This window comes from Leptolyngbya boryana PCC 6306, from assembly GCF_000353285.1.
GTDB lineage: Bacteria > Cyanobacteriota > Cyanobacteriia > Leptolyngbyales > Leptolyngbyaceae > Leptolyngbya > Leptolyngbya boryana.
The window spans coordinates 2,932,144-2,952,374 of record NZ_KB731324.1; the positions used below are offsets into that span (position 1 = coordinate 2,932,144).

The window sequence follows — 20,231 nt, forward strand, 5'->3', positions numbered from 1 at the left end:
AAAGTTGAAAGCGCCAAGCTGCTACATGACCTAAATGGAGAAAGCTGTCTTTCTACTCGGGAGGCAGCTTTTTTTCGGAAGTCGCTTCTTGAGCTTGAATAAGTTGCTCGATTTCTGCTACGGCTTGTTCTAAATCGATTGGGCAGCTTGCAGGGGTTGGCTCATCTTCAGGCGACCAAATTGTTTGCTCCAGCTTATTGAGCGATTCTGCAAACGCTTGAGCCGCAGCACGACGTAATTCTCGCTGTTGATGATCCATATCTTGACTCCTAAACGGGTTGAAACTCGAACTTGAGCTTCAACGGGAATACTCCAATTTCCACGGTGGCTCCGCTTGAATCAGGATGCCCAGTTCGGAATCGAGGGATGCCATTTTAGAAAAATCGTATTGTCGAATGGGCGCTTCACGGTTGAGAATAAATAGGCATTAAGAACGGGAGGGGACTGTGGCTCACGATTATGATTTAGTGATTGTAGGCGCGGGCGTGGGTGGTCATGGAGCGGCGCTTCATGCCGTTGATTGTGGTCTGAAAACTGCGATCGTGGAAGCAGCAGATATGGGCGGGACTTGTGTGAATCGCGGCTGCATTCCCTCTAAAGCACTGCTTGCCGCATCAGGACGAGTGAGAGAATTGCAGCAGACAGACCATCTCAAGGCATTAGGCGTTGATGTGGGAGATGTTTCCTTTGACCGGGCTGCGATCGCGCAACATGCTCAGAATTTGGTCAATAAACAGCGTGAAGGCTTAATTGGGAGTCTGAAACGTCTGAATGTCGATGTGATTCAAGGTCATGCCAAAGTCGCAGGTGCGCAAAAATTGATTGTCTCCACCCCAGAAGGTGAGAAAACGATTACGGCGGAGAATATTATTCTAGCTCCGGGGTCAATTCCATTTGTACCGCCCGGAGTGCAAGTGGACGGCAAAACTGTTTTTACCAGCGATGATGCGATTAAGTTGGAATCATTGCCGCCTTGGATTGCGATCGTGGGAAGTGGGTACATCGGATTAGAATTCTCTGATGTTTATACGGCACTCGGTTGTGAAGTCACGATGATCGAAGGTCTGGATCAATTGATGCCAGGATTTGATCCAGATATTGCCAAGTTAGCGCAGCGGATTTTGATTACTCCCCGCGATGTGGAAACGAAAGTTGGAGTGTTTGCCGCGAAAGTCACACCTGGATCGCCAGTGACGATCGAGCTAATTGACGCAAAAACGAAAGAACTCGTCGATGTGCTCGAAGTCGATGCTTGCTTGGTTGCAGCCGGGCGAGTGCCTGCCGCGAATGACATGGGCTTAGAATCAGTTGGAGTGGAACTCAATCGCGGGTTTATTCCGGTGAATGACAAGATGCAAGTTTTGTCAGACGGCAAGCCTGTGCCGCATTTATGGGCAATTGGGGATGCGACTGGGAAAATGATGCTGGCTCACGCGGCTTCTGCTCAAGGAATCATTGCCATCGAAAATATGTGCGGTCGAACCCGAGAGATTGATTATCGATCGATTCCGGCGGCAGCCTTTACGCATCCAGAAATCAGCTTTGTCGGATTAACTGAACCGCAGGCAAAAGACCTCGCGAAAGCGGAAGGATTTGAAGTTGCAGTGGCAAGAACCTACTTTAAGGGCAATGCGAAAGCGTTGGCTGAGGGTGAAGCTGAAGGAATTGCCAAGATCGTGTTTCGCAAAGATAACGGCGAACTTTTAGGGGTGCATATTATTGGAATACATGCGGCTGATTTGATTCAGGAAGCGGCGAATGCGATCGCAAAACGCGAATCGGTCAACACGTTGGCATTCTTGGTACATACCCATCCAACGTTGTCAGAAATTCTGGATGAGGCGTACAAGCGGGCAGCCGCACATTGATTGTGGCTTTATTCCAGTCAGTTTTAGCCTCCTAGATGCTCAACATTGGGGAACTTTGATTGAAAACTTCTTGAAATTCGGGAAATCTTTCTTCTCAAAGTTCTTCAAATTGGGGATTTAGGAGGCTCTTCAGAAAATTCTCAATTTGATCCAATCCTTTCCTAACCTGAACCCACGCTATGGAAATTCGTCGTCGTCCCCCGAACCCATCTATCGCTGTTGAAGAACTGCGCTATCAAATCAAAACACCCAACAGCGAACCTGCCAACATTCTTGAAGAAATCATTTGGCATAAGGAAACTGAAGTTGATCAACTTCGGGAAAAGCTGCCCCTCAGCGAACTGCAACGCAAACTCAAAGATGCCCCCGCTCCGAAAGACTTTCTCGCGGCTTTAAGAAACAACCCCAAGAAACCTGCGGTGATCGCCGAAGTAAAAAAAGCTTCTCCAAGCAAAGGTGTTATCCGTGAAGATTTCGATCCGGTTGCGATCGCAAAATCCTATCAATCCGGCGGCGCATCCTGTCTGTCTGTCCTCACCGACACTAAGTTTTTCCAGGGCAGCTTCCAATATCTCGCTCAAATCCGCGAAGTCGTTGATATCCCACTCTTGTGCAAGGATTTCATCATTTATCCCTATCAAATGCAGTGGGCAAGGCTGCATGGTGCAGATGCGGTTTTACTGATTGCAGCAGTGCTGTCAGATCAAGATTTGCAATATTTTCTCAAAATTGTGAAAGCGCTCGGTATGACCGCTCTAATTGAGGTGCATACCTTAGCCGAACTCGATCGCGTTCTCAATCTTGATGGAGCTACGCTGATTGGCATTAATAATCGCAACCTCAAAGACTTTTCAGTCGATTTGAAAACGACAGAAGACATTTTGCAAGCACGTCTGACGACTTTATCTGCAAGAAACATTACAGTAGTCAGCGAGTCAGGGCTTTACACGGCTGAAGACTTAGCGAGAGTCGGGAAAGCTGGCGCTTCAGCCGTTTTGATCGGGGAATCGTTAGTCAAACAGCCCGATCCGGGACAAGCTCTTGCACAGCTAATTCAAGATTGAGTGATTTGGCGCTAGACTGCTCGCAGGTTAATTCTTTAGAGTGATCTCTTGAGTTCTGTGAGCTTAACCGTTTAGAGTCAGAAGAATGTCGCTCTTTTCTTATTGTCCCTTCGTCACTTTAATTCATGGAACCGATACCTCTTCCATCGCATATTCATTATGAGTTGCTGCTGCAACTGTTAGAGCGTCAAACCATGTTTGCCGTGGGATCGGGTCAGCGAGAGCAGGTGCAGCAATTAATTATTGCTCTGCGGAAAGCCTTATCCCAACAAAAGCATTTTGAAGGTGAGTTAGAACGCAAAAATATTCCGATCGAATATCGTTGGTCACTGAATCGTGTTGATCCCCCCGAAGTAGCAAAATTACCTGAGGAACCGAGAATCTGAAACTATAATAAATAGGCAAGGATTTGGGAGGAGCGATCCGTGTCGGAGTGCCCAGAGCAACTTAGTTTGATCCCAGAGGATTCTCCTCCCAGTTCGGTCACGCCAGAATTATTGCAGCTTCAAGATCAAGTTCAAACTCAACAGCGTCGCATTCGGGATTTAGAACTGGCGTTGGATCAGTCGATCGCAAGTTTAAGTGACTTGCGATCGCAGATTGTCGATCAACGATTTCTGGAACGTCAATTGGCTTCGACTGAAGAAATCGCCAATGTTCAACAACAGGCAATTCACCATCTCAAGCTGCAATTTGCCCAACAAAAAGCAGAACTTGAAGCCAAAGTCCAACAGGCACAGCAACGAGAGCGAGATTATCAAATTCTGTTAGATGCGGCAGAATTGGATGCGTTGAAAACGCAAATTCAAAGTGATGTAGGCGAACCTTCTGCACTGGGGCAACAAATTCAAGTACTGCAGGCTGATTTGCAACTGCGCCGCCAGCAGATTCAAGATTTGGAGGAGCAGAAACAATCTGCACAGATTCGGATTACGGAATTAGAAACTCAAGTTGAAACGCTCGAAGGGCGAATTGCTCGGCAGATGACGACGCAAGCGCTGATGCAGCAGGTCTGTCAAGAACTGGAAGCCGATCGCGAACAAAGCCAGAGCCGAATGACAGAACTAGAGAGTCAAGCTGCCGAAATGCAGGAACAAATTCTTAGCCAAGCCCAACAGGCAAGCGAGTACGAAACGGCAGTTCAACATTGGAAAACGCGCTTTCAGGTCTTGCAGGATAAAGCGATCGCACTCAAACAACTACTAGGCGATCAAGACCTTCCAACTGAAATTGTTGAACTACTAGCAACGATCGATACTTCTGCCCCACCGGATTTGAAATCTACAGCGCGATCGAATCCGTTCCATCAAGATCTCAAAATTGATATTCCTGAATTTCTGGTTCGCCGCCGCACTTACCGCAGTCGCAAATCAAAAGAAGCTTGACGAAAAATCTAAAATTCTGAATCAAGACAAACAAAAGCCCTTGAACGTCTGGCCGTGTTTCGACTTCAAGGGCTTTTGCGATTTTGTAACTTACTCCTCACACGACTCTATATTGGCATACTTCTTCTAATCTGAGTTACTCCTTGTGACAGATTTAAAAGTGTTCTTAGCTTAATTTGGCGGTACATTCCAAAATTAGGCGCTGATTCTCGATCGCGTAAGGCTGAATTGCCAAAGCTTGCCGAAATGCGGCAATGGCATCTCGATAATCTCCGATCGCAGCGTAACAGAGTCCCAATCCATGCAGCGCTCCAAAATGAATGGGATTGAGTTCGATCGCTTTTTCGCAATCGGCGATCGCTTTTCGATATTGCTGCTGCACGAAATACAATACAGCACGGCGATTCCACGCCTCAGCGAAATCGGGCTGATGTTCAATTAATTCACTCAAAATAGTTTCTGCCTCAAGTGCCTGCCCCGATTCCAGCAGCACTTGGGCGCGTTGGAGCGTTTGCAGTCCAGTCACACCCTTTTGAGCAAACCAAATCTGCCATAATGCCTGAGTTGCATCTGCTCGCACATCTTCGTTGGGATCTTTGAGCGCTTCTAGTAGAACGTTAATGTCTTCCATAAACTGCAAATTATCTCGATCGGGGATCAAATCCGTCGCGTAATCCATCTCCAAGTAAATTAAACGCTAACACGATGAGGGTAATCGCGATCCCTGGAAAAATGGTTGTCCAAGGAGCAGTCCGTAAATAGCCATCTCGAAATGCATCCGCCAACATCGTGCCCAGTTCTGGAGTCGGCGGTGGCGCGCCCAATCCTAAAAATCCTAGTCCTGCTGCTTCTAAAGTTGCGGTTCCTAACGACAAAGAAGCTTGCACGATCATCGGCGCTAAACTGCCGGGCAAAATGTGTCGCAAAATAATCTGCGGCGTTGTTGCTCCTAATGCTTTCGCTGCCTGCACGAATTCCTGCTCTCTCAACGACAGAACGACACTGCGAGTGAGCCGAATATATGTCGGAATTTGCACCACTCCAACCGCAAATATCACAGTCTGAAGACTTGGATTAACGGTGACAGTTACGATCGCGATCGCGAACAAAATCGATGGAAATGCCAACAAAATATCGGTCATCCAGCTTAGAACTGCATCAATCCAACCCCGAAAATAACCTGCCAAGATACCCAAAGTTAAACCAATCAGAGCACCAATTCCAACGGAGACGAGACTGATCAGCAATGAGGTTTGAATGCCATACCATACACCAGTCAGGAGGTCGCGCCCCAGTCCATCGGTTCCAAAAAGATGCGTCAGGCTTGGAGGGAGCAATCGGTCTTGGAAATTTCTGCTCGGACGATAAGGACGCAAAATCGGAGCAAGCAGCGCGATCGCAAAGAGAAACACGGTCAAACCCAGTCCAATTCTGCCCGACATGGATTGCCAGAATCGCCGTACCGATCTCAAATCATTCATACCGCACCCTCGGATCGACGATCGCGTAAGACAAATCTACGAGCAGATTGATCAATACAAATACGATCGCAATAAACACAACGCCACCCTGTACGACGGGATAATCTCGCGCCAAAATTCCCTCGTAAATCCACGAGCCAATTCCTGACCAAGAGAAGATCGTCTCGGTCAAAATTGCGCCGCTTAATAGCGTTCCAAATTGCAGCCCGATCGTCGTATTGATTGGTAAGAGCGCATTTTTTAACGCATGTCGCCAAATCACGATGCGATCGGGTAATCCTTTGGCTTTTGCGGTGCGAATGTAGTCTTGATTCAACACTTCGAGCATGGCACTGCGAGTAATTCTTGCCACGATCGCTAGTGGAATCGTACCTAATGTCAATGCAGGCAGAATCAAGTGCGTGATTACATCAATGAACGCCGCTGGATTGAGTTGCCAGATCGCATCGAGAACATAAAAACCTGTTATCGGTTGAAAATCAATGCCAACGCTGATCCTGCCAGCCGGCGGCAACCATCGCAATGTGACTGAGAAAAAATAAATCAGCAGCAATCCTAACCAATAGACTGGAAGGGAAACGCCGATTAGCGATCCTGCGATCGTCAATTGATCCTGCCAGCGATTTTTCTGAACCGCTGCGATGATTCCCGCTGGAATGCCGATCACGATCGCGATCAACATTGCTGCGATCGACAATTCAAAAGTCGCTGCCCATCTTGTCCGAATCTCGTCTAAGACTGGAATCCCAGTCAAAATGCTAGTGCCAAATTTCAACTGCAACAAATTTCCGACAAAGGTAAAATATTGCAAAAATAAGGGTTGATCTAGCCCAAGTTGAGTCGTTAAAGCTGCAATCTGTTCAGGAGTTGCGCGTTCTCCCGCTAAGACAACTGCGGGATTACCCGGAATGAACCGCAACAATAGAAACACTGCCAGCGTAATCCCCCATAGCACCGGGATTAGCCCCAAAAGCCGCTTGAGAATGTATTGCGACATAACTTCTAAGAAAACCGCTCAGTCGCAACTTTACCGCATCAATCGGGCGATCGTACTCAATAAAATTCTCGAATCATATGGCTTAGACAAATACACCTGAAATCCTGCTGACTCTGGATCGACTCGAATCGCTTCGATCTCTTCGCCCGTCAATGCGATCGCGACTCTAGGGCGATCGACATACTGCCTGCGAATTGCCTCTAAGACTCTGGCTCCATTGCCATCTGGAAGACGAATATTACTGACCAACACCTCTGGCTCTAAGCCGGATTTGATAGCTTGAATTCCCTCTTGTACGGAGCCGACAGCCGTGACGATTCCGCCCTGATATTCTAGAAGAACCGTCAACGCTGTCCGCGTTACCGCTTCATCTTCCACAATCAGAACCTGTAACGAATTTAAACTGGAACTCTGATTCACCAAAATCCTTAAACTGAAGTCTACTAAACAACATTAATTTACAATGGTATTAAAATAATGTCCCTTAAGATAGACTGGGCACTTCAAGCTTTACGTAAGTTTTACTATCAAAGATAGATATTTCCTATGGCAACTGTACAGCTTGACGGGATTACTCGCCGCTTTAGCAAATCTGCCGCGATCGAAGACATCAGTTTTAAGATTCCCGATGGTGAATTTTGGGTGCTGGTTGGGCCGTCTGGCTGTGGGAAATCGACGATTTTAAGAACGATCGCAGGGTTGGAAACCGCGACTTCAGGAAATTTGTATATTGGCGATCGCTTGGTGAATCAAGTCCCAGCACGTCAACGAGATGTCTCAATGGTGTTTCAAAATTACGCGCTTTACCCTCATATGAGCGTGGCAGAAAATATTGCGTTTGGGCTGAAGATGCGTCAGGTGGAGGCATCCACAATTCAAGCTCGAGTCGAAACGGTTGCCAGAATTTTAGAAATTAGCCATCTCCTCGATCGCAAACCAAGACAATTATCCGGTGGACAGCAGCAACGAGTCGCACTCGGTCGAGCGATCGCTCGTCAACCTCAAGTGTTTCTCTTAGATGAACCGCTTTCAAATCTGGATGCCCAATTGCGAGATGGGACTCGAACCGAATTAAAACAATTACATCAGCAAGTCGGAATTACCACAATTTACGTCACGCACGACCAAGTAGAAGCGATGACACTGGCCGATCAGATTGTCGTGCTCGATCGAGGAAGAATTCAGCAGATTGGGACACCGCAGCAAATTTACGATCGTCCTGTCAATCGCATGGTTGCAACTTTTCTGGGAAGTCCTCCGATGAATCTCATTCCTGTGACGTTCACGGGAGCAGAGTTTCGCATCGGCAATCACGCCATTCCTGCTTCACTGAATGTAGTGCCAGGTCAATACGATTTGGGAATTCGCCCGGAACATATTGTGATCGATGCGGAAAATCCTTATTGTTTCGGTACTGTTAGCGTGATTGAGCCTTTAGGACGTGAGATTCTACTGCGAGTCATGCTGGAAGGACGAGCGTTGAATCTGCAAGCTTCTCCAGAATTGGATGTGAAAGTCGGCGATCGCTTACCGTTGCGATTTGATCTCGATCGCATATTTTTATTCGAGCTAGCGTCTGGCAGCCGCATTTTATAAAATTATCCTTACTTTGCTGGTATTGAGAAAAGTACGGTTTGACAACTATAGACTTTGCTCAATTGCTCCTGATAGAATCCCTCATGTTCGGAAACTTACTCTTCTCTTTACTCCGATCCCTGCCTTCGGTATGCTCACAACAGTAGAGACGGTAAGTATTTATGCGGCATCCCCTGTTGAAATCGGTGCGAGAATTCATGAAAGATGACAATTTTCTCGGACTTCTGGGGCGTGTCGAGACATGGGTCTCGAAGATCCTCTCGATTATGATGCTGCTGGTGATTTTTCTAGCAGTCTTTCAATTAGGAACTTTCTTGTTTATTAAACTTTCTTCGCCTTTTCCAAGCGAAGAATCAGGAAAAATCTTATTCACAACATTTGGTCTATTTCTAAACGTTTTGATCGCGTTTGAGATTTTAGAAAACATTACTGCCTACCTGAAAAAACATGTGATTCAAGTAGAGTTAGTAATTGTCACTTCCTTAATCGCAGTCGCTCGAAAAATTATCATTCTCGATTTAGAGAAAACGGCTGGGCTTGATCTCATTGCTTTGGCTACAGCAATTTTTGCGCTATCTATTAGTTATTGGATTGTGCGAAATGTTGCTCCGAAAAGTAATCACTAAAGGCAAATTTTATGAGTCTTTTCTTTCAGTTTGAAACTGATTTTGTCGATTCGCTGCGCTGCATTCCGATGATTGTGCGCTTCAAGTTGGATACATGCGGAGTCAAATTGAAATTACATCAGTGGAACAAGTTTACTGAAGCCGATCGCTATCAAACGATCGAGACTCCATGCAGTTCTGAGTCTGAGATTCGCACCTATCACGATCTCTTGCATCAGCTCGTTGAACAGCGCACTGGAGAAACTGCGACCGATTTAGCAATCGATCCGAATTCACAGTGGAATGACGCCAATACAATTCCTGAGAGTGTGACGCAGAAGGCTAAAGAAGTAGGAGTTACGATCGCTCAATCCCAATGGGCAGAACTGGCTCCGATTCAGCGCTTTGTTTTGATTAAATTGAGTCGCTCAAGTCACGAAAATGCGAACTTCTTGCCTGCGGTGAAGGAATTCAACCTGGGCTAACGACACAATTCGAGCAACTCGCGCACGGCTTTCTCGGAAGTAAATTGTTCAGAAATATATTGATGCGCTAGCTCGCCTCGCTCTAAAGCTTGACTGGGATTGTCTAAACAAGTCTGCATATGCTGAGCTAAAGTCTTGTAATCTTCACGCTCGAAGAGCAAATTTGACTCTCCTGCCATCTCGGGTAAACCTCCGACTCTTGCAACGATCGAGCAAGTCCGTACACTCGAAGCTTCTAGAGCTACATATCCAGCGGGTTCTTGCCAGCGAGAAGGCGCAATTAATGCCAACGACGATCGCACAATTTCTAACACTTCTTTGCCAGAGCGACGACCTAAGAATTCAACCCGATCTTGAATTTGCAACTCTTTGACCAATTCTGTCAATCGCTCTAAATCCTGACCACTGCCAATAATGTTGACTTTGAAATTCTCAGCTTCGATCAGCTTGGTGGCTCTGAGCAAGAGATCAACGCCTTTATCAGGACTGAGGCGACCGACATACGTAAATGTGTAAGGCTGGTCGAGATCTGTCAGGGTTTTCTTGTCTGATGCAGACGCGATCGGATAATTTAACGCCTCAACTTTCCAAGGAAAACTATGGGATTCTGCTAAAAACTGGCTACAGGCAGCATGTCGATCGCTTAAAAGCGCTGTCCCCAAACGAGTTGCTAATCTTGCCCATTTTACAAAAGTATGCAACTTCCATTTCAGGGGATAATTTGACTTCGGCAAAGTCTGAATCAGTTCAAACTTGAATCGTTGCCAAAAAGTCATTTTTTCGTAATGAAAATGAGTCGAAATATAGAATAAATAATGATATTTAATAACGATTTTTTTACCCAATAACTTACAGAGTAATGCGAATCCTAAGTGATTAGAATTCATATGCACAACATCTGCCCAAAAAATCTCTGAAATCCAGGAGATAATCGATTCTGTCTGGGTTGACAGCACTTTTGTTTCTACCCCGTTAGCATTTAGACCGGGTACGATTGCATCAATATAAGTGACAACGCCTGCAATCTCATCGGGGCGATGTGTATGTTGGATTAAGAGTTTCATTCTTTTAAGTTCAAGCGTCTCAAATAGAATGGACTGACCAAACTACTAAGTAACAATTGCTGTTCACAAACGACTTCTAAATTCTGCGATCGCCCGAATTTTACCCAATGAGTCATCAGCTTTCTCAAATCATTCAGCAAATAAATCGGCGTGATCAATGGACGTTGCCAAGCCTGCCAGCGAGTCATGCGAATCTGATGCCGAGCCAGTCCTACGCCTTTAATTAACTTCAATAAGTACGATTTCTCAGTTCGCCATTTGGGGATCTGATGATAAAGGTGCATTTCGGGGTTGTACCAGATTTCATGTCCTGAATTCTGAATGTGCAAAATGGCTTCAATATCTTCACTTGCCAGCATTGTTGCTGTTGTTCGTCCGACTAAGACCAATTTCTCGGGCATATGATCGAGCCAAACTTGCCGCCGCACCACTAATCCTGCTCCAGGAGGTAAAACTCGATCGTATCGATGTGGCTTCGACCCGCGTTCTACGATCGCTAAATAAGGCGCAATTTTTCCAATTCCACTGGGTGGCTCAACTTCGTACTCTGGATGAATCTGTCCCCCAAATGCACCAATCTCTGGATGTGTCTGCGTGAATTGGTAAGCCTGCGCGACCCAGTTTTCATCGGGTACTGTATCGTCATCAATAAAAGCGATCCATTGTCCTTGTGCTTCTTTGACCGCTCTCGATCGCGCAAAAGCCGTTCCTTGCTGCGCCTCAAACACATATCGCACTTTTGGATAAGCTTCGACCACCTGTTTTGTGTGATCTTGACTGTTGTTATCAATGACCAGAACTTCCCAAGTAATCGACTCTGTGTGAACTTGCGATCGCACTCCGTCTAAAACTTGTCCAATTCGTCCTGCACCGTTGTAAGTACAGATCACAACACTCAGATCCATGCTGCTTAACCTCGATCGTTTGCCCTCAGTATGGACAAGCTTGATCGATTAATTGCGCCATTTCACAGAGCATCCGACGGGATCAGTTGAAGTGGGTGAAATGGGTTGATGGTTGAGCAGTGCTGCAATCGCATTTTTCAAATATTGATGCTGAACCGCTTCAGGGGTTTGAGCATTATCATCGATCGCGCCTGCGTAGCAGACAATGCCTTGCTTGTTGAGCAGATACACCTGCGGAGTTTTTACAGCTTTGAAGGCATGAGCGACATCTTGATTCATATCCCGCAGATACAAAAAATTAAGTTGATGCGCTGTTGCAAAGGATTGCATCTTTTCGTAGCTATCTTCGGGAAATTGATCCGAATCGTTGGGATTGATGCCGATCAAGGTTACACCTTGAGGTTTAAGCTCAGTTTGAAGTTGTTTGAGCCGATCGAGATACAGTTTCACATACGGGCAGTGATTGCACATGATCACCACCACGATCGCCTGGTGCTGTTCAAGGTAACGGGCTAAATGATGAATCGCTCCATCTGTACCGGGGAGTTCAAAGTCGGGTGCATATTTGCCGATAAGTGGACTGTCCATAGTGCTTTGGAGTGTAACAACTGAGACGTTTTGCCCTCTTAGTTATAGACCAGCTTTCTGCAAAATCCGACATTTGCGGAAATTTGGCGACCCCGAATGTCCAAAAAATCGTTACAGTTTGTAAAGAGGCATTTTGGGAACAGGGAAAATGGTGACGGCTCCGACAGTTGCGATCGAATACAAAACCTGGAACTGGCAAGGATTTGAAATTGCCTATCAAACTCAAGGAAGTGAGGGAACGCCTGTTGTCTTGGTGCATGGATTTGGGGCTTCTTTTTTTCACTGGCGCAAGAACATTCCCGAGCTTGCAAAAAACTGTCGCGTTTATGCGATCGACTTGATTGGGTTCGGCAAATCTGCAAAACCTAAACCCCTTGAAGAAATCGAATATACCTTTGAAACTTGGGGCAACCAGATTGCTGATTTCTGTCGTGAAATTGTTGGAGAGCCTGCAGTTTTAGTCGGGAATTCCATCGGCTGTATTGTGGTCATGCAGGCTGCAGTCGATCATCCCGAAATTGCGCGATCGCTAGCGTTGCTCAACTGTTCACTACGGCTTTTACATGAACGATATCGAGCAACCCAACCCTGGGTAAAACGAATTGGAGCGCCAATTTTACAGAAAGTTTTGAAAAATCAAGCCTTCGGAGAATGGTTTTTCAAGCAAGTTGCCAAGCCAAAAGCGGTCAGAAATATTTTGCTCAAGGCTTATGCGCGATCGGAAGCTGTGACTGATGAATTAGTTGAACTGTTGCTCGGTGCAGCGAGCGATGAAGGCGCTGCTGCTGTTTTCGTTGCGTTTACCGGATATTCCACAGGGCCTTTGCCTGAAGATCTGTTTCCAAAATTGCCGTGTCGCGCGATCGTGCTGTGGGGTGAGAAAGACCCTTGGGAACCGATCAAGTTAGCCCGCAAATTTGCAGAATATCCCCAGGTGAAAGAATTTATCGAACTTCCAAATGTTGGGCACTGTCCCCAAGATGAAGCGCCGGAACTGGTCAATCCGATCTTGCAGCGATGGATTGACCAATCTTGATTTAAGCGATCGTAATTTCAGGCGAGAGATAAACATCTTGAATTGCATGGAACAATTTCACGCCTTCGTCAAAGGGGCGTTGGAATGTCTTGCGTCCAGAGATCAATCCAGTTCCGCCTGCTCGCTTGTTAATCACAGCAGTCCGAATCGCTTCTGCAAAATCATTTTTACCCGAAGCACCGCCCGAATTAATCAATCCTGCTCGACCTGAATAACAGTTGAGCACCTGATAGCGCGTTAAATCGATCGGGTGATCCGTTGTCAGTTCGCTATATACTTTTGGATCAATTTTGCCATAACTTTCCCCGGTCGCTTTCGCAACTGCAGCATAGCCGACGTTGATTTCTGGCAGTTTTTGCTTAATGATGTCAGCTTCGATCGTGACTCCCAAATGATTCGCCTGTCCAGTCAAATCTGCTGCGAGATGATAGTCTTTATCCTGCTTAAATGCACTGTTGCGCAGATAGCACCAAAGAATCGTTGCCATGCCATATTCATGCGCTAACGCAAACGCTTGACTCACTTCTTGAATCTGTCGAGTTGAATTTTCAGACCCAAAGTAAATCGTTGCCCCAACTGCAACCGCTCCCAAGTTCCAAGCCTGTTCAACAGATGCAAACATGATTTGGTCGTACTGATTGGGAACAGTGAGTAGCTCATTGTGATTGAGCTTGAGAATGAAGGGGATTTTGTGCGCATATTTCCGTGAAACGCTGCCGAGTACGCCAAGCGTTGTTGCAACTGCATTACATCCCCCTTCGATCGCGAGTTTGATAATATTTTCACTATCAAAGTAGATCGGATTCGGGGCAAACGAAGCTCCGGCTGAATGTTCAATTCCTTGATCAACAGGCAAAATCGAAATATAACCTGTATTTGCTAACCTTCCAAATGAATAAAGCTGGCGCAAACTCCGAAGCACTTGGGGAGAGCGATCGCTTTGAACAAAAACGCGATCGAGAAAATCGGGACCCGGCAAATGCAATAAATCCTTAGAAACTTTGGCTTGATAGGTGAGTAAATCTTCTCCTTCATCTCCTAGCCAAGATGTTACCGACTGAGGCGCAGAGAGTGTAGCGGTCATCGCAGTTTCCTCAATACTGTTCCCTCTCAATCTAACGTTTTGTTCCAAAATGAATTTATGTCTGGAAGGGGATTTTTATGCGCATCCAAAAAGCGTGGGTTACGATCGCAGCCTCACAATTCGATCGGTCTGTCAACTTTTATCAGCAACTTTTTCAGCAAGAGCCGCAGATTTTCACGCCTGAAAAATATGCAGAATTTGAAGCATTTGGTATCCGGCTCGGCATTTATCGCCCAACGGTTGAGGAATCGCCAGAGAAAGCGCCGATTACCTTATTTCCAGCCGTAAGTTTGTGTGTGCAGATTGAAAAGTTGGAAGAGGCGATCGCTTTACTCGATCGCATTGATGCGTTTATCAGTGAGATTCGCACGGTGTCTCATGGACGCGAAGCCTATGCCTATGATCCTGACGGCAATCGCATTATTTTGTACGAACCCAATTCGAGCGGAGATAATAGATAGATGCTCCTTCAACGATCTTGCTGGATTTTGAATTCACGATCGGAGAGAATTAGAGCTTTCAAGAGCGAATCTCCCTCAATTGCAAACAAAAAGCAAACAAAAAAATGAGGGCGAACTGCCCCCATAACTTTGAACCCACATAAATGAAAAATGATTGCTGTATGAAGTTTTGCTTAATAAGACAAACTTAGTAAGCCAGACCCATACTGCGAGTCGTTTCAGCACCCAAGTAAACCCGAATGCTGAGGAAGTCCGTCGGGCAAGCCGTTTCGCAACGTTTGCAGCCAACACAGTCCTCTGTTCTTGGTGACGATGCGATTTGACCCGCACGGCACCCATCCCAGGGAACCATTTCTAGAACGTCCGTAGGACAAGCACGAACGCACTGTGTACACCCAATGCAGGTGTCGTAAATTTTGACCGTATGAGACATATTATGGAAGGCTCCAGATTAGTGCTTATGATTTGGCATCATCTGTAGTTCTAGGATGAAGCGATACTAGACCGCTTCATCCTAGAATCATTGCCTAGTTTACTCTGGGGAGTTGACGCTATCTTTCAGACAGTTGCAAAAGTTTAAATTGCGTAATAGTCTAAACTGCTTACGTTTCGGTTGAACCAAATACCATCTGCACGACAAATGGTTTTCCACCTTCTTGATGATACCGATCGGCCCAGTTGCGTAATATTTCGTCCAGTTCTGCGATCGCATCTCTCACGCGATCATCTGGAATATCTAATTCTTCTAAGACGCGCATGACCTGATCTTCTCGCTTTGCCCAGTCTTGCATCAAGCGAAAAAATCGCGCTGTGTCTTCAATCATGACATAAGCGCGTTCTTCTTGGTCTTCAGGTGAGTAAGATGCTCGGGTGAGCGCATAGAAAGGCATTCCCCAAGGCGACTCGATGCGAGTGACGGTTCCAGAGTAAAGCAGGCGGCGCTTGATATGCTCTGCCAGTGCTTCACTCAAGGGCATTCGCTGCTCTGGTGGAAGATCTTCTTGCGATCGCGTATTCAGAAACTCGATGAGTTCTAAAAACTGAAAGGAGTTGATCAGTTGGGCATCGGGCAGATTGTTGGGCAATTTCTGTTCGATTTGGCGCTTTTCTTCAGAAGTCAAACTGGTTCCAGGAACTCGTGAGCGTCCCGGTTGCCAGGGGTATTGCTCCATCCAGACGTAGGGTAACTGAATCAAATACCGAGGTTCTTGTGACCCTAGCATTTTCAAGAGTTTGCCTTCGGTAAGAGCTTGTCTGACTTCTTCCACGATCGCCTTTACTCGTTTGGGTTCGATGTGGTGCAGATGACCCGTCATCCGGATGTTGCCATCTTGCTCCAAGTAAGTCATGTAAATCGCGCACTTGGCAGCTGTTGCGGCTGCGTCTAGGAATGCGCCATGACGATGACCGCCCGTTCGCATTGCGCTAAACGCCAGATACAACATAATCTGATCCATTGCACTAGGGCTGAGAAGTTTGATCAGATCTAGGTCATTTGTCATATCGATCGCGCCACCGCTGAAACAAAGAACACGAATACAATCAAAACGATGCCGAAATCCAGTCTACAGCGAGAGTCTGTATTTCAACAGGAATTCTCTCAATACAGAGCAAAACTTCATCGTTGGCATACGTTAACAATTTTATCTTTAATAGATTTCGATAAAATTGCTTTTTTGAACGTGCCCAACTCTCGCTGAAAACTCAACAGTTGGGTCTTATAGTGCTTCGTCAGGGAATAGACTGCGATCGTCGATGGAAAAAAATTAAAGAGGGAGATCGACCCTCTAGAAAAGCGATCTCCACACAGTTTGGAAGCTCAATGTAAACTGTTCAGATTGAAAAGCTGAGATTGAGAAAATTAGATGAGAAAGTTCATCTGTTCGAGTTGGGTTTCGATCCGTCCGCTGCCCCGATGGGCAAGTGTGTGTGGAATCAGTTGAGGGGCGTTTAACTGAGAGGCGGCGGGGAAGAAACGCTCGGTGGTGTAAGAACCGATAGCAACTGCTCCAATGAGCCAGCTAAAGAGTGCAACCAAAGTTTGAGCGCGCATATTTTACGTCCTCAGTGTTGATACCCCTTTCTTCACAATTTTGGGCATCACATCAGGACAAAAAATGCCTGAAAACTCAAATTCGGTAGTCGCACCTACTTGACAAACGCTTCAGGGTAGTGTTGATTATCCGTATTCAGCGCTTCTACTAAAATCCAATTTCCAGACTGATTAAATTTACCTAAACCACTCAGTGATTGTCCGGTCTGAATTTTCTGTAGTTGAGCGTTGACTTCGGGATCTACTGTGACGATCAGCCATTCAGTCTGGGATGGTTCTGTAGATTTTAATGTATAGTCTTGTACTCCTTTGCGGTGGAAAATTCCATTGAATGGTTTAGCTTGGTCGCTAGGTGCTTGAATGCTTTTACTGGCGGGACATTCACCGTTTGTCGGATAACTTTCTGGATGGTCGAGATAGTATTGCTGCCAGACGAGCCATTCTGGGTGTTTAGGTGACAAATTGAACAGAGGAAAAATTGCAGCGGGCGCGATCGCATCGGTGAGTAAGGCGAGTTGCAGCGATCGCACATCTAAATGACGGGGATGACAGATTTGTTCGATGCAAAGAGCGGCTGCCATACCTGCGGCTTGCCCAATTCCTAAAACGAGCGGTTGAAGCCGAGTTGCGCCGTTGGCGATGTGGGTGACGGAGATGTTTTTCTCACAGACTAGAAAATTGTCGATTTCCTTCGGAATCAAGCAGGTGTAAGGAATCGTGAAGGGGGTTCCTGTCCAACGCCCGCCCCAGCGGATGGATTTTGATTTTAATGGAATGTCGCCGCTCGGATAGTGGTGGTCGTTGGCGTAGTTGCCAATGGCGATCGCTTGGCAGAAATTTTCGGCGTATTCACAGCCGATCGCATCGACTTGGTAGGGGAGTGGGGCAACTTGTCCTTTGGGAAGCAGATCTTGTTCGCGCAGGGTGGTGATACCGATGAGACGGCGGCTTTCTCGATAATAGGGATGCAGAGCAAAGGCAGTGCCATTCGGAAAGGTGTTTTCGGCGAGTCCGTATCTGCGCCCTAATTTGGTTTGGATAAAGTGGGCGAAAGCTAGAGAGTGGGCTTTTGCTTCTTCATGGAATTCGAGGCGAGTTGAGCGATCGAGTAGCCGATTGGGATTCTCACCGTAGTCGTTGCCAGAGATGGGCCAGTTGATCATGAAGCGATCACCGGGAAGCCGTCCGTAATTCAAAAATGCTTCAGCGCCATAGTTTTGCCAAGCTTTCTCGAATAAGTCGGGATTGTAATGTTCAGGTTTGGGAATTTCTGGTGCTTCTGCTTCACCAAAATCTTGCATCACAACGACCCAGGTTGGGGCTTGAACGGGGTAGGTTTGAGTCAGCTCGTTGGATTCAGGCGGGGCGCTTGGCTCGTTGAATTCGGATTGCAGTTCCCAACCCCAGCGATGAGGAATGTTGCCCAGGGCTAAAAGATCGCCGAGTTCGGTGGCATCGATCGTAATTTTTGCCTCGACTCTGACGGTTTGGAATTCGACTCCGAGAATGCGTGTGGCTTCGCCGATACCGCAAGGGTCGTTTTCTTGCAAAACGGCGGTGGGAATTTCTCCGGCGATCCACTGCAAATTCGGTAAAGCCTTGACCCAATCGGCAAAGATTTCGGCTCCGATTCGGGGTTCGTAGGTGAAGAAACTGACCCAAGCGTTGTCGAGTCCTCCGGGTTGTCGGCGTTCTAATTCGCGCAGGAATGCACCCCAGATTCCGGTTTGAAAGGCTGCGAGTTCGTTGCCATCTGGGGCGGTTACGCCTGCGCTGGTGAGCATTCCGCCGAGCCACTCAAATTCACTGACGAGAATTGTTTTTGCACCGCGTCGGGCGGCTTGGATGGCTGCGGCTGTTCCGCCGGTTCCGCCTCCGACAACCAATACATCCGCGATCAGTTCTTGCATCGTTTTTTGAGCTAAAAAATCCTTTCAATCATCTAAGTGAATGAGGATTTCAGCAAGGTCTTTTAAAGTGCGATTTTTAAGACGTTGCAAGAAGCATTACATCTTGTCTCTCCGCTGCTTCAAGATAAAGATCTCTCCAGTAGCCGAAGAATCTTGCTGTATAGTTATCCCAACGCATCCCTTGATTTGAATCCTGCCAGCTTTCAGGAACATCAAATATTCGCTCTGGCGGAATGTCACGAAGAAGGTTTGCTCCCGTTTGAACAGTTTGAGCAGAAAGAAATCTAAAGTCGCTGGAAGAGAGCAGGTGCGGATCAAATAGCGCAGAACCGGAATAGAGAAGACTAGTAACAAGCTCGGATTCAGCACCTTGAGATGCGTTTAGGAATTGAATGAGGGCTGCCTTAATCTGACGCGATATATAACTTTCAAGCATTACATATTCAGGTATGGGGTTCTGCATGTATGCTTCAAACTGCTTCATGATGTGAAGCGTTACATCTGGTGTAACAAAGATATCTGGAAAATCTTCAACTAAGAATTCAATCTCTTCCTCAAGGTCTTCAGGATCTAAATCGAGCAAAGTGAAGTGACAACTGAAAGATTTTTCTGCAAGAACATAAGTCGCCTTGTCTTGGCACAATAGCTGATAAAGTTCACTTTCCAGAGACATCGGGAAGTAATAAGTTGAGGAACTCATACGTTGATTCGATTAGTATAAAAATACTATAAACGATCGCGCTGAAACCGCTTGTAATTTTGAATTTTTCGGTTGGCTTAGGTTTCGACTTCGCTCAATCCGCGAGGATTCTGCATCTGTTGTAGGAATCTCCTCTCAAATCGAAAAATCCCTCGTTGAGCGGAGTCGAATCGAGCCACCTAACAATCGAACCGAGCTACCTAACAGTAAGGCGTAACATCCTCGCCGCATTCGTCTGCAAGATATGAGAGTGCGCGGAATCGTAAACCGACCAACTGTTCATACAGCGGATTCAACTTGCACATGGGTGGAATATGCACAATCTTGTGCCCGAATAGCTTTACGTCTCGCTCAAAGGGGCATTGGGCGGGAATGAGTTTGCAGAGAAAATGTGCAACCTTTGGATCGTGAACTTGGAAGCCGTCGAGCCACGATCGTACAGGCTGCAACACATCAAGATGCAGTTCAGGATGCGGCTGGAGCGCTTGAGTTTCGGCATGTCGATCGCATAAAGTCAGCCGCAGATTTTCTAGAATCTCAGTTCCAGTATTCAAGGTCTGACAGAATTGTTCTAAGATTTCGTCTTCGCTGGATGTGTAGACTCCATCTGCGAGGGCAACCATCACTGCGGTTCTGAGAAAATTCTCGGCAAGCTGAGCGTCAGGGGCAAAGTGCGATCGCAGTTCTTCATTCGAGATCGGTTGAAACGATCGCTCTGTTTCTTCCTGGGTTAAGGCATGTTCAGTCAGAGAAGCAATTAACTGTTGCTCCGCTTCATCGAACTTATCATCTGCCCAAGCCAAAGTGAGAAGACCACGTAACCAAATGGAAATTTGGGCGTCAGTGTAGGTCGGTCGTACAGGGGTTGAAGAATTCATCGTGAGTTTTTCATGCTTCCAAAATAAATGTAGCTCAAGGTTTCCCGGTCAGACGCTCAAGCTAGCTGTAA

At 46.5% G+C, this 20,231-nt stretch carries 24 protein-coding genes; 9 read left to right on the plus strand and 15 right to left on the minus strand.

What is annotated here, in order from left to right; translation table 11 throughout:
• Positions 1–52 precede the first annotated feature (52 nt).
• A complete protein-coding gene (locus LEPBO_RS0114705) occupies positions 53–259 on the minus strand; it encodes a hypothetical protein (RefSeq protein WP_017288341.1) in 207 nt (68 codons plus the stop codon).
• Positions 260–446: 187 nt separating this feature from the next.
• On the opposite strand from LEPBO_RS0114705, the gene lpdA reads away from it, so the two are divergent.
• The 4 genes from lpdA to LEPBO_RS0114725 all read left to right on the plus strand — a co-directional run bounded on the left by lpdA (position 447) and on the right by LEPBO_RS0114725 (position 4,317).
• Positions 447–1,868, plus strand: coding sequence for a dihydrolipoyl dehydrogenase (lpdA, locus tag LEPBO_RS0114710; RefSeq protein WP_017288342.1), 1,422 nt, complete (start codon positions 447–449; stop codon positions 1,866–1,868).
• A 179-nt stretch (positions 1,869–2,047) separates the two neighbouring features.
• Positions 2,048–2,932 (plus strand): indole-3-glycerol phosphate synthase TrpC, encoded by an 885-nt coding sequence (trpC, locus tag LEPBO_RS0114715; RefSeq protein ID WP_017288343.1) that lies wholly within the window; start codon positions 2,048–2,050, stop codon positions 2,930–2,932.
• Positions 2,933–3,057: 125 nt separating this feature from the next.
• Complete coding sequence (locus tag LEPBO_RS0114720) at positions 3,058–3,318, plus strand: DUF5340 domain-containing protein (RefSeq protein ID WP_017288344.1); 261 nt, start codon at positions 3,058–3,060, stop codon at positions 3,316–3,318.
• A gap of 39 nt (positions 3,319–3,357) precedes the next feature.
• The gene (locus LEPBO_RS0114725) at positions 3,358–4,317 is read left to right on the plus strand and encodes a hypothetical protein (RefSeq protein WP_017288345.1); all 960 of its coding nucleotides are present in this window, start codon (positions 3,358–3,360) and stop codon (positions 4,315–4,317) included.
• A gap of 166 nt (positions 4,318–4,483) precedes the next feature.
• Here the strand turns inward: LEPBO_RS0114725 and LEPBO_RS0114730 are convergent, their stop codons facing one another.
• From LEPBO_RS0114730 to LEPBO_RS0114745, 4 genes are read right to left on the minus strand one after another with little or no spacing between them, the layout of a single operon-like run.
• A complete protein-coding gene (locus LEPBO_RS0114730; protein WP_017288346.1) occupies positions 4,484–4,996 on the minus strand; it encodes a tetratricopeptide repeat protein in 513 nt (170 codons plus the stop codon).
• Positions 4,959–5,798 carry an ABC transporter permease gene (locus LEPBO_RS0114735; RefSeq protein WP_017288347.1) on the minus strand — a complete coding sequence of 280 codons (840 nt, stop codon included), beginning with the start codon at positions 5,796–5,798 and terminating at the stop codon, positions 4,959–4,961. The genes LEPBO_RS0114730 and LEPBO_RS0114735 overlap by 38 nt, the downstream gene beginning before the upstream one ends.
• Positions 5,791–6,795, minus strand: a complete 1,005-nt coding sequence (locus LEPBO_RS0114740; protein WP_017288348.1) for an ABC transporter permease — start codon at positions 6,793–6,795, stop codon at positions 5,791–5,793. Before LEPBO_RS0114740 ends, LEPBO_RS0114735 begins: the two co-directional genes overlap by 8 nt.
• Before the next feature lie 30 nt (positions 6,796–6,825).
• Entirely contained in the window at positions 6,826–7,215 is a 390-nt protein-coding gene (locus LEPBO_RS0114745; protein WP_017288349.1) for a response regulator, read from the minus strand.
• A 126-nt stretch (positions 7,216–7,341) separates the two neighbouring features.
• Here LEPBO_RS0114745 and LEPBO_RS0114750 point away from each other — a divergent pair, with 126 nt between their 5' ends.
• From LEPBO_RS0114750 to LEPBO_RS0114760, 3 genes are all read left to right on the plus strand, one after another.
• Complete coding sequence (locus LEPBO_RS0114750; RefSeq protein WP_017288350.1) at positions 7,342–8,391, plus strand: ABC transporter ATP-binding protein; 1,050 nt, start codon at positions 7,342–7,344, stop codon at positions 8,389–8,391.
• A gap of 161 nt (positions 8,392–8,552) precedes the next feature.
• Positions 8,553–9,017, plus strand: a complete 465-nt coding sequence (locus LEPBO_RS0114755) for a phosphate-starvation-inducible PsiE family protein (protein WP_036044615.1) — start codon at positions 8,553–8,555, stop codon at positions 9,015–9,017.
• Positions 9,018–9,028: 11 nt separating this feature from the next.
• Positions 9,029–9,481: a nitrate reductase associated protein gene (locus LEPBO_RS0114760; protein ID WP_017288352.1), complete on the plus strand. Its 453-nt coding sequence runs from the start codon at positions 9,029–9,031 to the stop codon at positions 9,479–9,481.
• On the opposite strand, the gene LEPBO_RS0114765 is transcribed toward LEPBO_RS0114760, so the two are convergent.
• The 3 genes from LEPBO_RS0114765 to LEPBO_RS0114775 are packed head-to-tail and all read right to left on the minus strand — an operon-like array spanning position 9,478 to position 12,038.
• Positions 9,478–10,545 (minus strand): glycosyltransferase family 4 protein, encoded by a 1,068-nt coding sequence (locus tag LEPBO_RS0114765; protein WP_017288353.1) that lies wholly within the window; start codon positions 10,543–10,545, stop codon positions 9,478–9,480. The genes LEPBO_RS0114760 and LEPBO_RS0114765 overlap by 4 nt on opposite strands.
• A complete protein-coding gene (gene hpsE, locus LEPBO_RS0114770) occupies positions 10,542–11,450 on the minus strand; it encodes a hormogonium polysaccharide biosynthesis glycosyltransferase HpsE (protein ID WP_017288354.1) in 909 nt (302 codons plus the stop codon). The genes LEPBO_RS0114765 and hpsE overlap by 4 nt, the downstream gene beginning before the upstream one ends.
• Positions 11,451–11,498: 48 nt before the next feature.
• The gene (locus LEPBO_RS0114775; protein WP_017288355.1) at positions 11,499–12,038 is read right to left on the minus strand and encodes a thioredoxin family protein; all 540 of its coding nucleotides are present in this window, start codon (positions 12,036–12,038) and stop codon (positions 11,499–11,501) included.
• A gap of 148 nt (positions 12,039–12,186) precedes the next feature.
• Here LEPBO_RS0114775 and LEPBO_RS0114780 point away from each other — a divergent pair, with 148 nt between their 5' ends.
• Complete coding sequence (locus tag LEPBO_RS0114780) at positions 12,187–13,074, plus strand: alpha/beta fold hydrolase (protein WP_017288356.1); 888 nt, start codon at positions 12,187–12,189, stop codon at positions 13,072–13,074.
• 1 nt (position 13,075) lies between these two features.
• Here LEPBO_RS0114780 and LEPBO_RS0114785 read toward each other — a convergent pair whose 3' ends face one another.
• Complete coding sequence (locus tag LEPBO_RS0114785; RefSeq protein WP_017288357.1) at positions 13,076–14,158, minus strand: class I fructose-bisphosphate aldolase; 1,083 nt, start codon at positions 14,156–14,158, stop codon at positions 13,076–13,078.
• 77 nt (positions 14,159–14,235) lie between these two features.
• Between LEPBO_RS0114785 and LEPBO_RS0114790 the strand changes: the two genes are divergently transcribed.
• Positions 14,236–14,619: a VOC family protein gene (locus tag LEPBO_RS0114790; RefSeq protein WP_017288358.1), complete on the plus strand. Its 384-nt coding sequence runs from the start codon at positions 14,236–14,238 to the stop codon at positions 14,617–14,619.
• A 187-nt stretch (positions 14,620–14,806) separates the two neighbouring features.
• Here LEPBO_RS0114790 and psaC read toward each other — a convergent pair whose 3' ends face one another.
• The 6 genes from psaC to LEPBO_RS0114820 all read right to left on the minus strand — a co-directional run bounded on the left by psaC (position 14,807) and on the right by LEPBO_RS0114820 (position 20,160).
• Positions 14,807–15,052 (minus strand): photosystem I iron-sulfur center protein PsaC, encoded by a 246-nt coding sequence (psaC, locus tag LEPBO_RS40975; RefSeq protein ID WP_009458117.1) that lies wholly within the window; start codon positions 15,050–15,052, stop codon positions 14,807–14,809.
• A 169-nt stretch (positions 15,053–15,221) separates the two neighbouring features.
• Positions 15,222–16,121, minus strand: coding sequence for a heterocyst differentiation master regulator HetR (gene hetR / locus LEPBO_RS0114800; protein ID WP_017288360.1), 900 nt, complete (start codon positions 16,119–16,121; stop codon positions 15,222–15,224).
• 359 nt (positions 16,122–16,480) lie between these two features.
• Positions 16,481–16,672 carry a hypothetical protein gene (locus LEPBO_RS0114805; protein ID WP_017288361.1) on the minus strand — a complete coding sequence of 64 codons (192 nt, stop codon included), beginning with the start codon at positions 16,670–16,672 and terminating at the stop codon, positions 16,481–16,483.
• A gap of 95 nt (positions 16,673–16,767) precedes the next feature.
• Positions 16,768–18,582: an FAD-dependent oxidoreductase gene (locus LEPBO_RS0114810; RefSeq protein WP_017288362.1), complete on the minus strand. Its 1,815-nt coding sequence runs from the start codon at positions 18,580–18,582 to the stop codon at positions 16,768–16,770.
• A 76-nt stretch (positions 18,583–18,658) separates the two neighbouring features.
• Positions 18,659–19,282: a hypothetical protein gene (locus tag LEPBO_RS0114815; protein ID WP_144056202.1), complete on the minus strand. Its 624-nt coding sequence runs from the start codon at positions 19,280–19,282 to the stop codon at positions 18,659–18,661.
• Between the two features lie 200 nt (positions 19,283–19,482).
• The gene (locus tag LEPBO_RS0114820; protein WP_017288364.1) at positions 19,483–20,160 is read right to left on the minus strand and encodes a Mo-dependent nitrogenase C-terminal domain-containing protein; all 678 of its coding nucleotides are present in this window, start codon (positions 20,158–20,160) and stop codon (positions 19,483–19,485) included.
• Between the last annotated feature and the right edge of the window lie 71 nt (positions 20,161–20,231).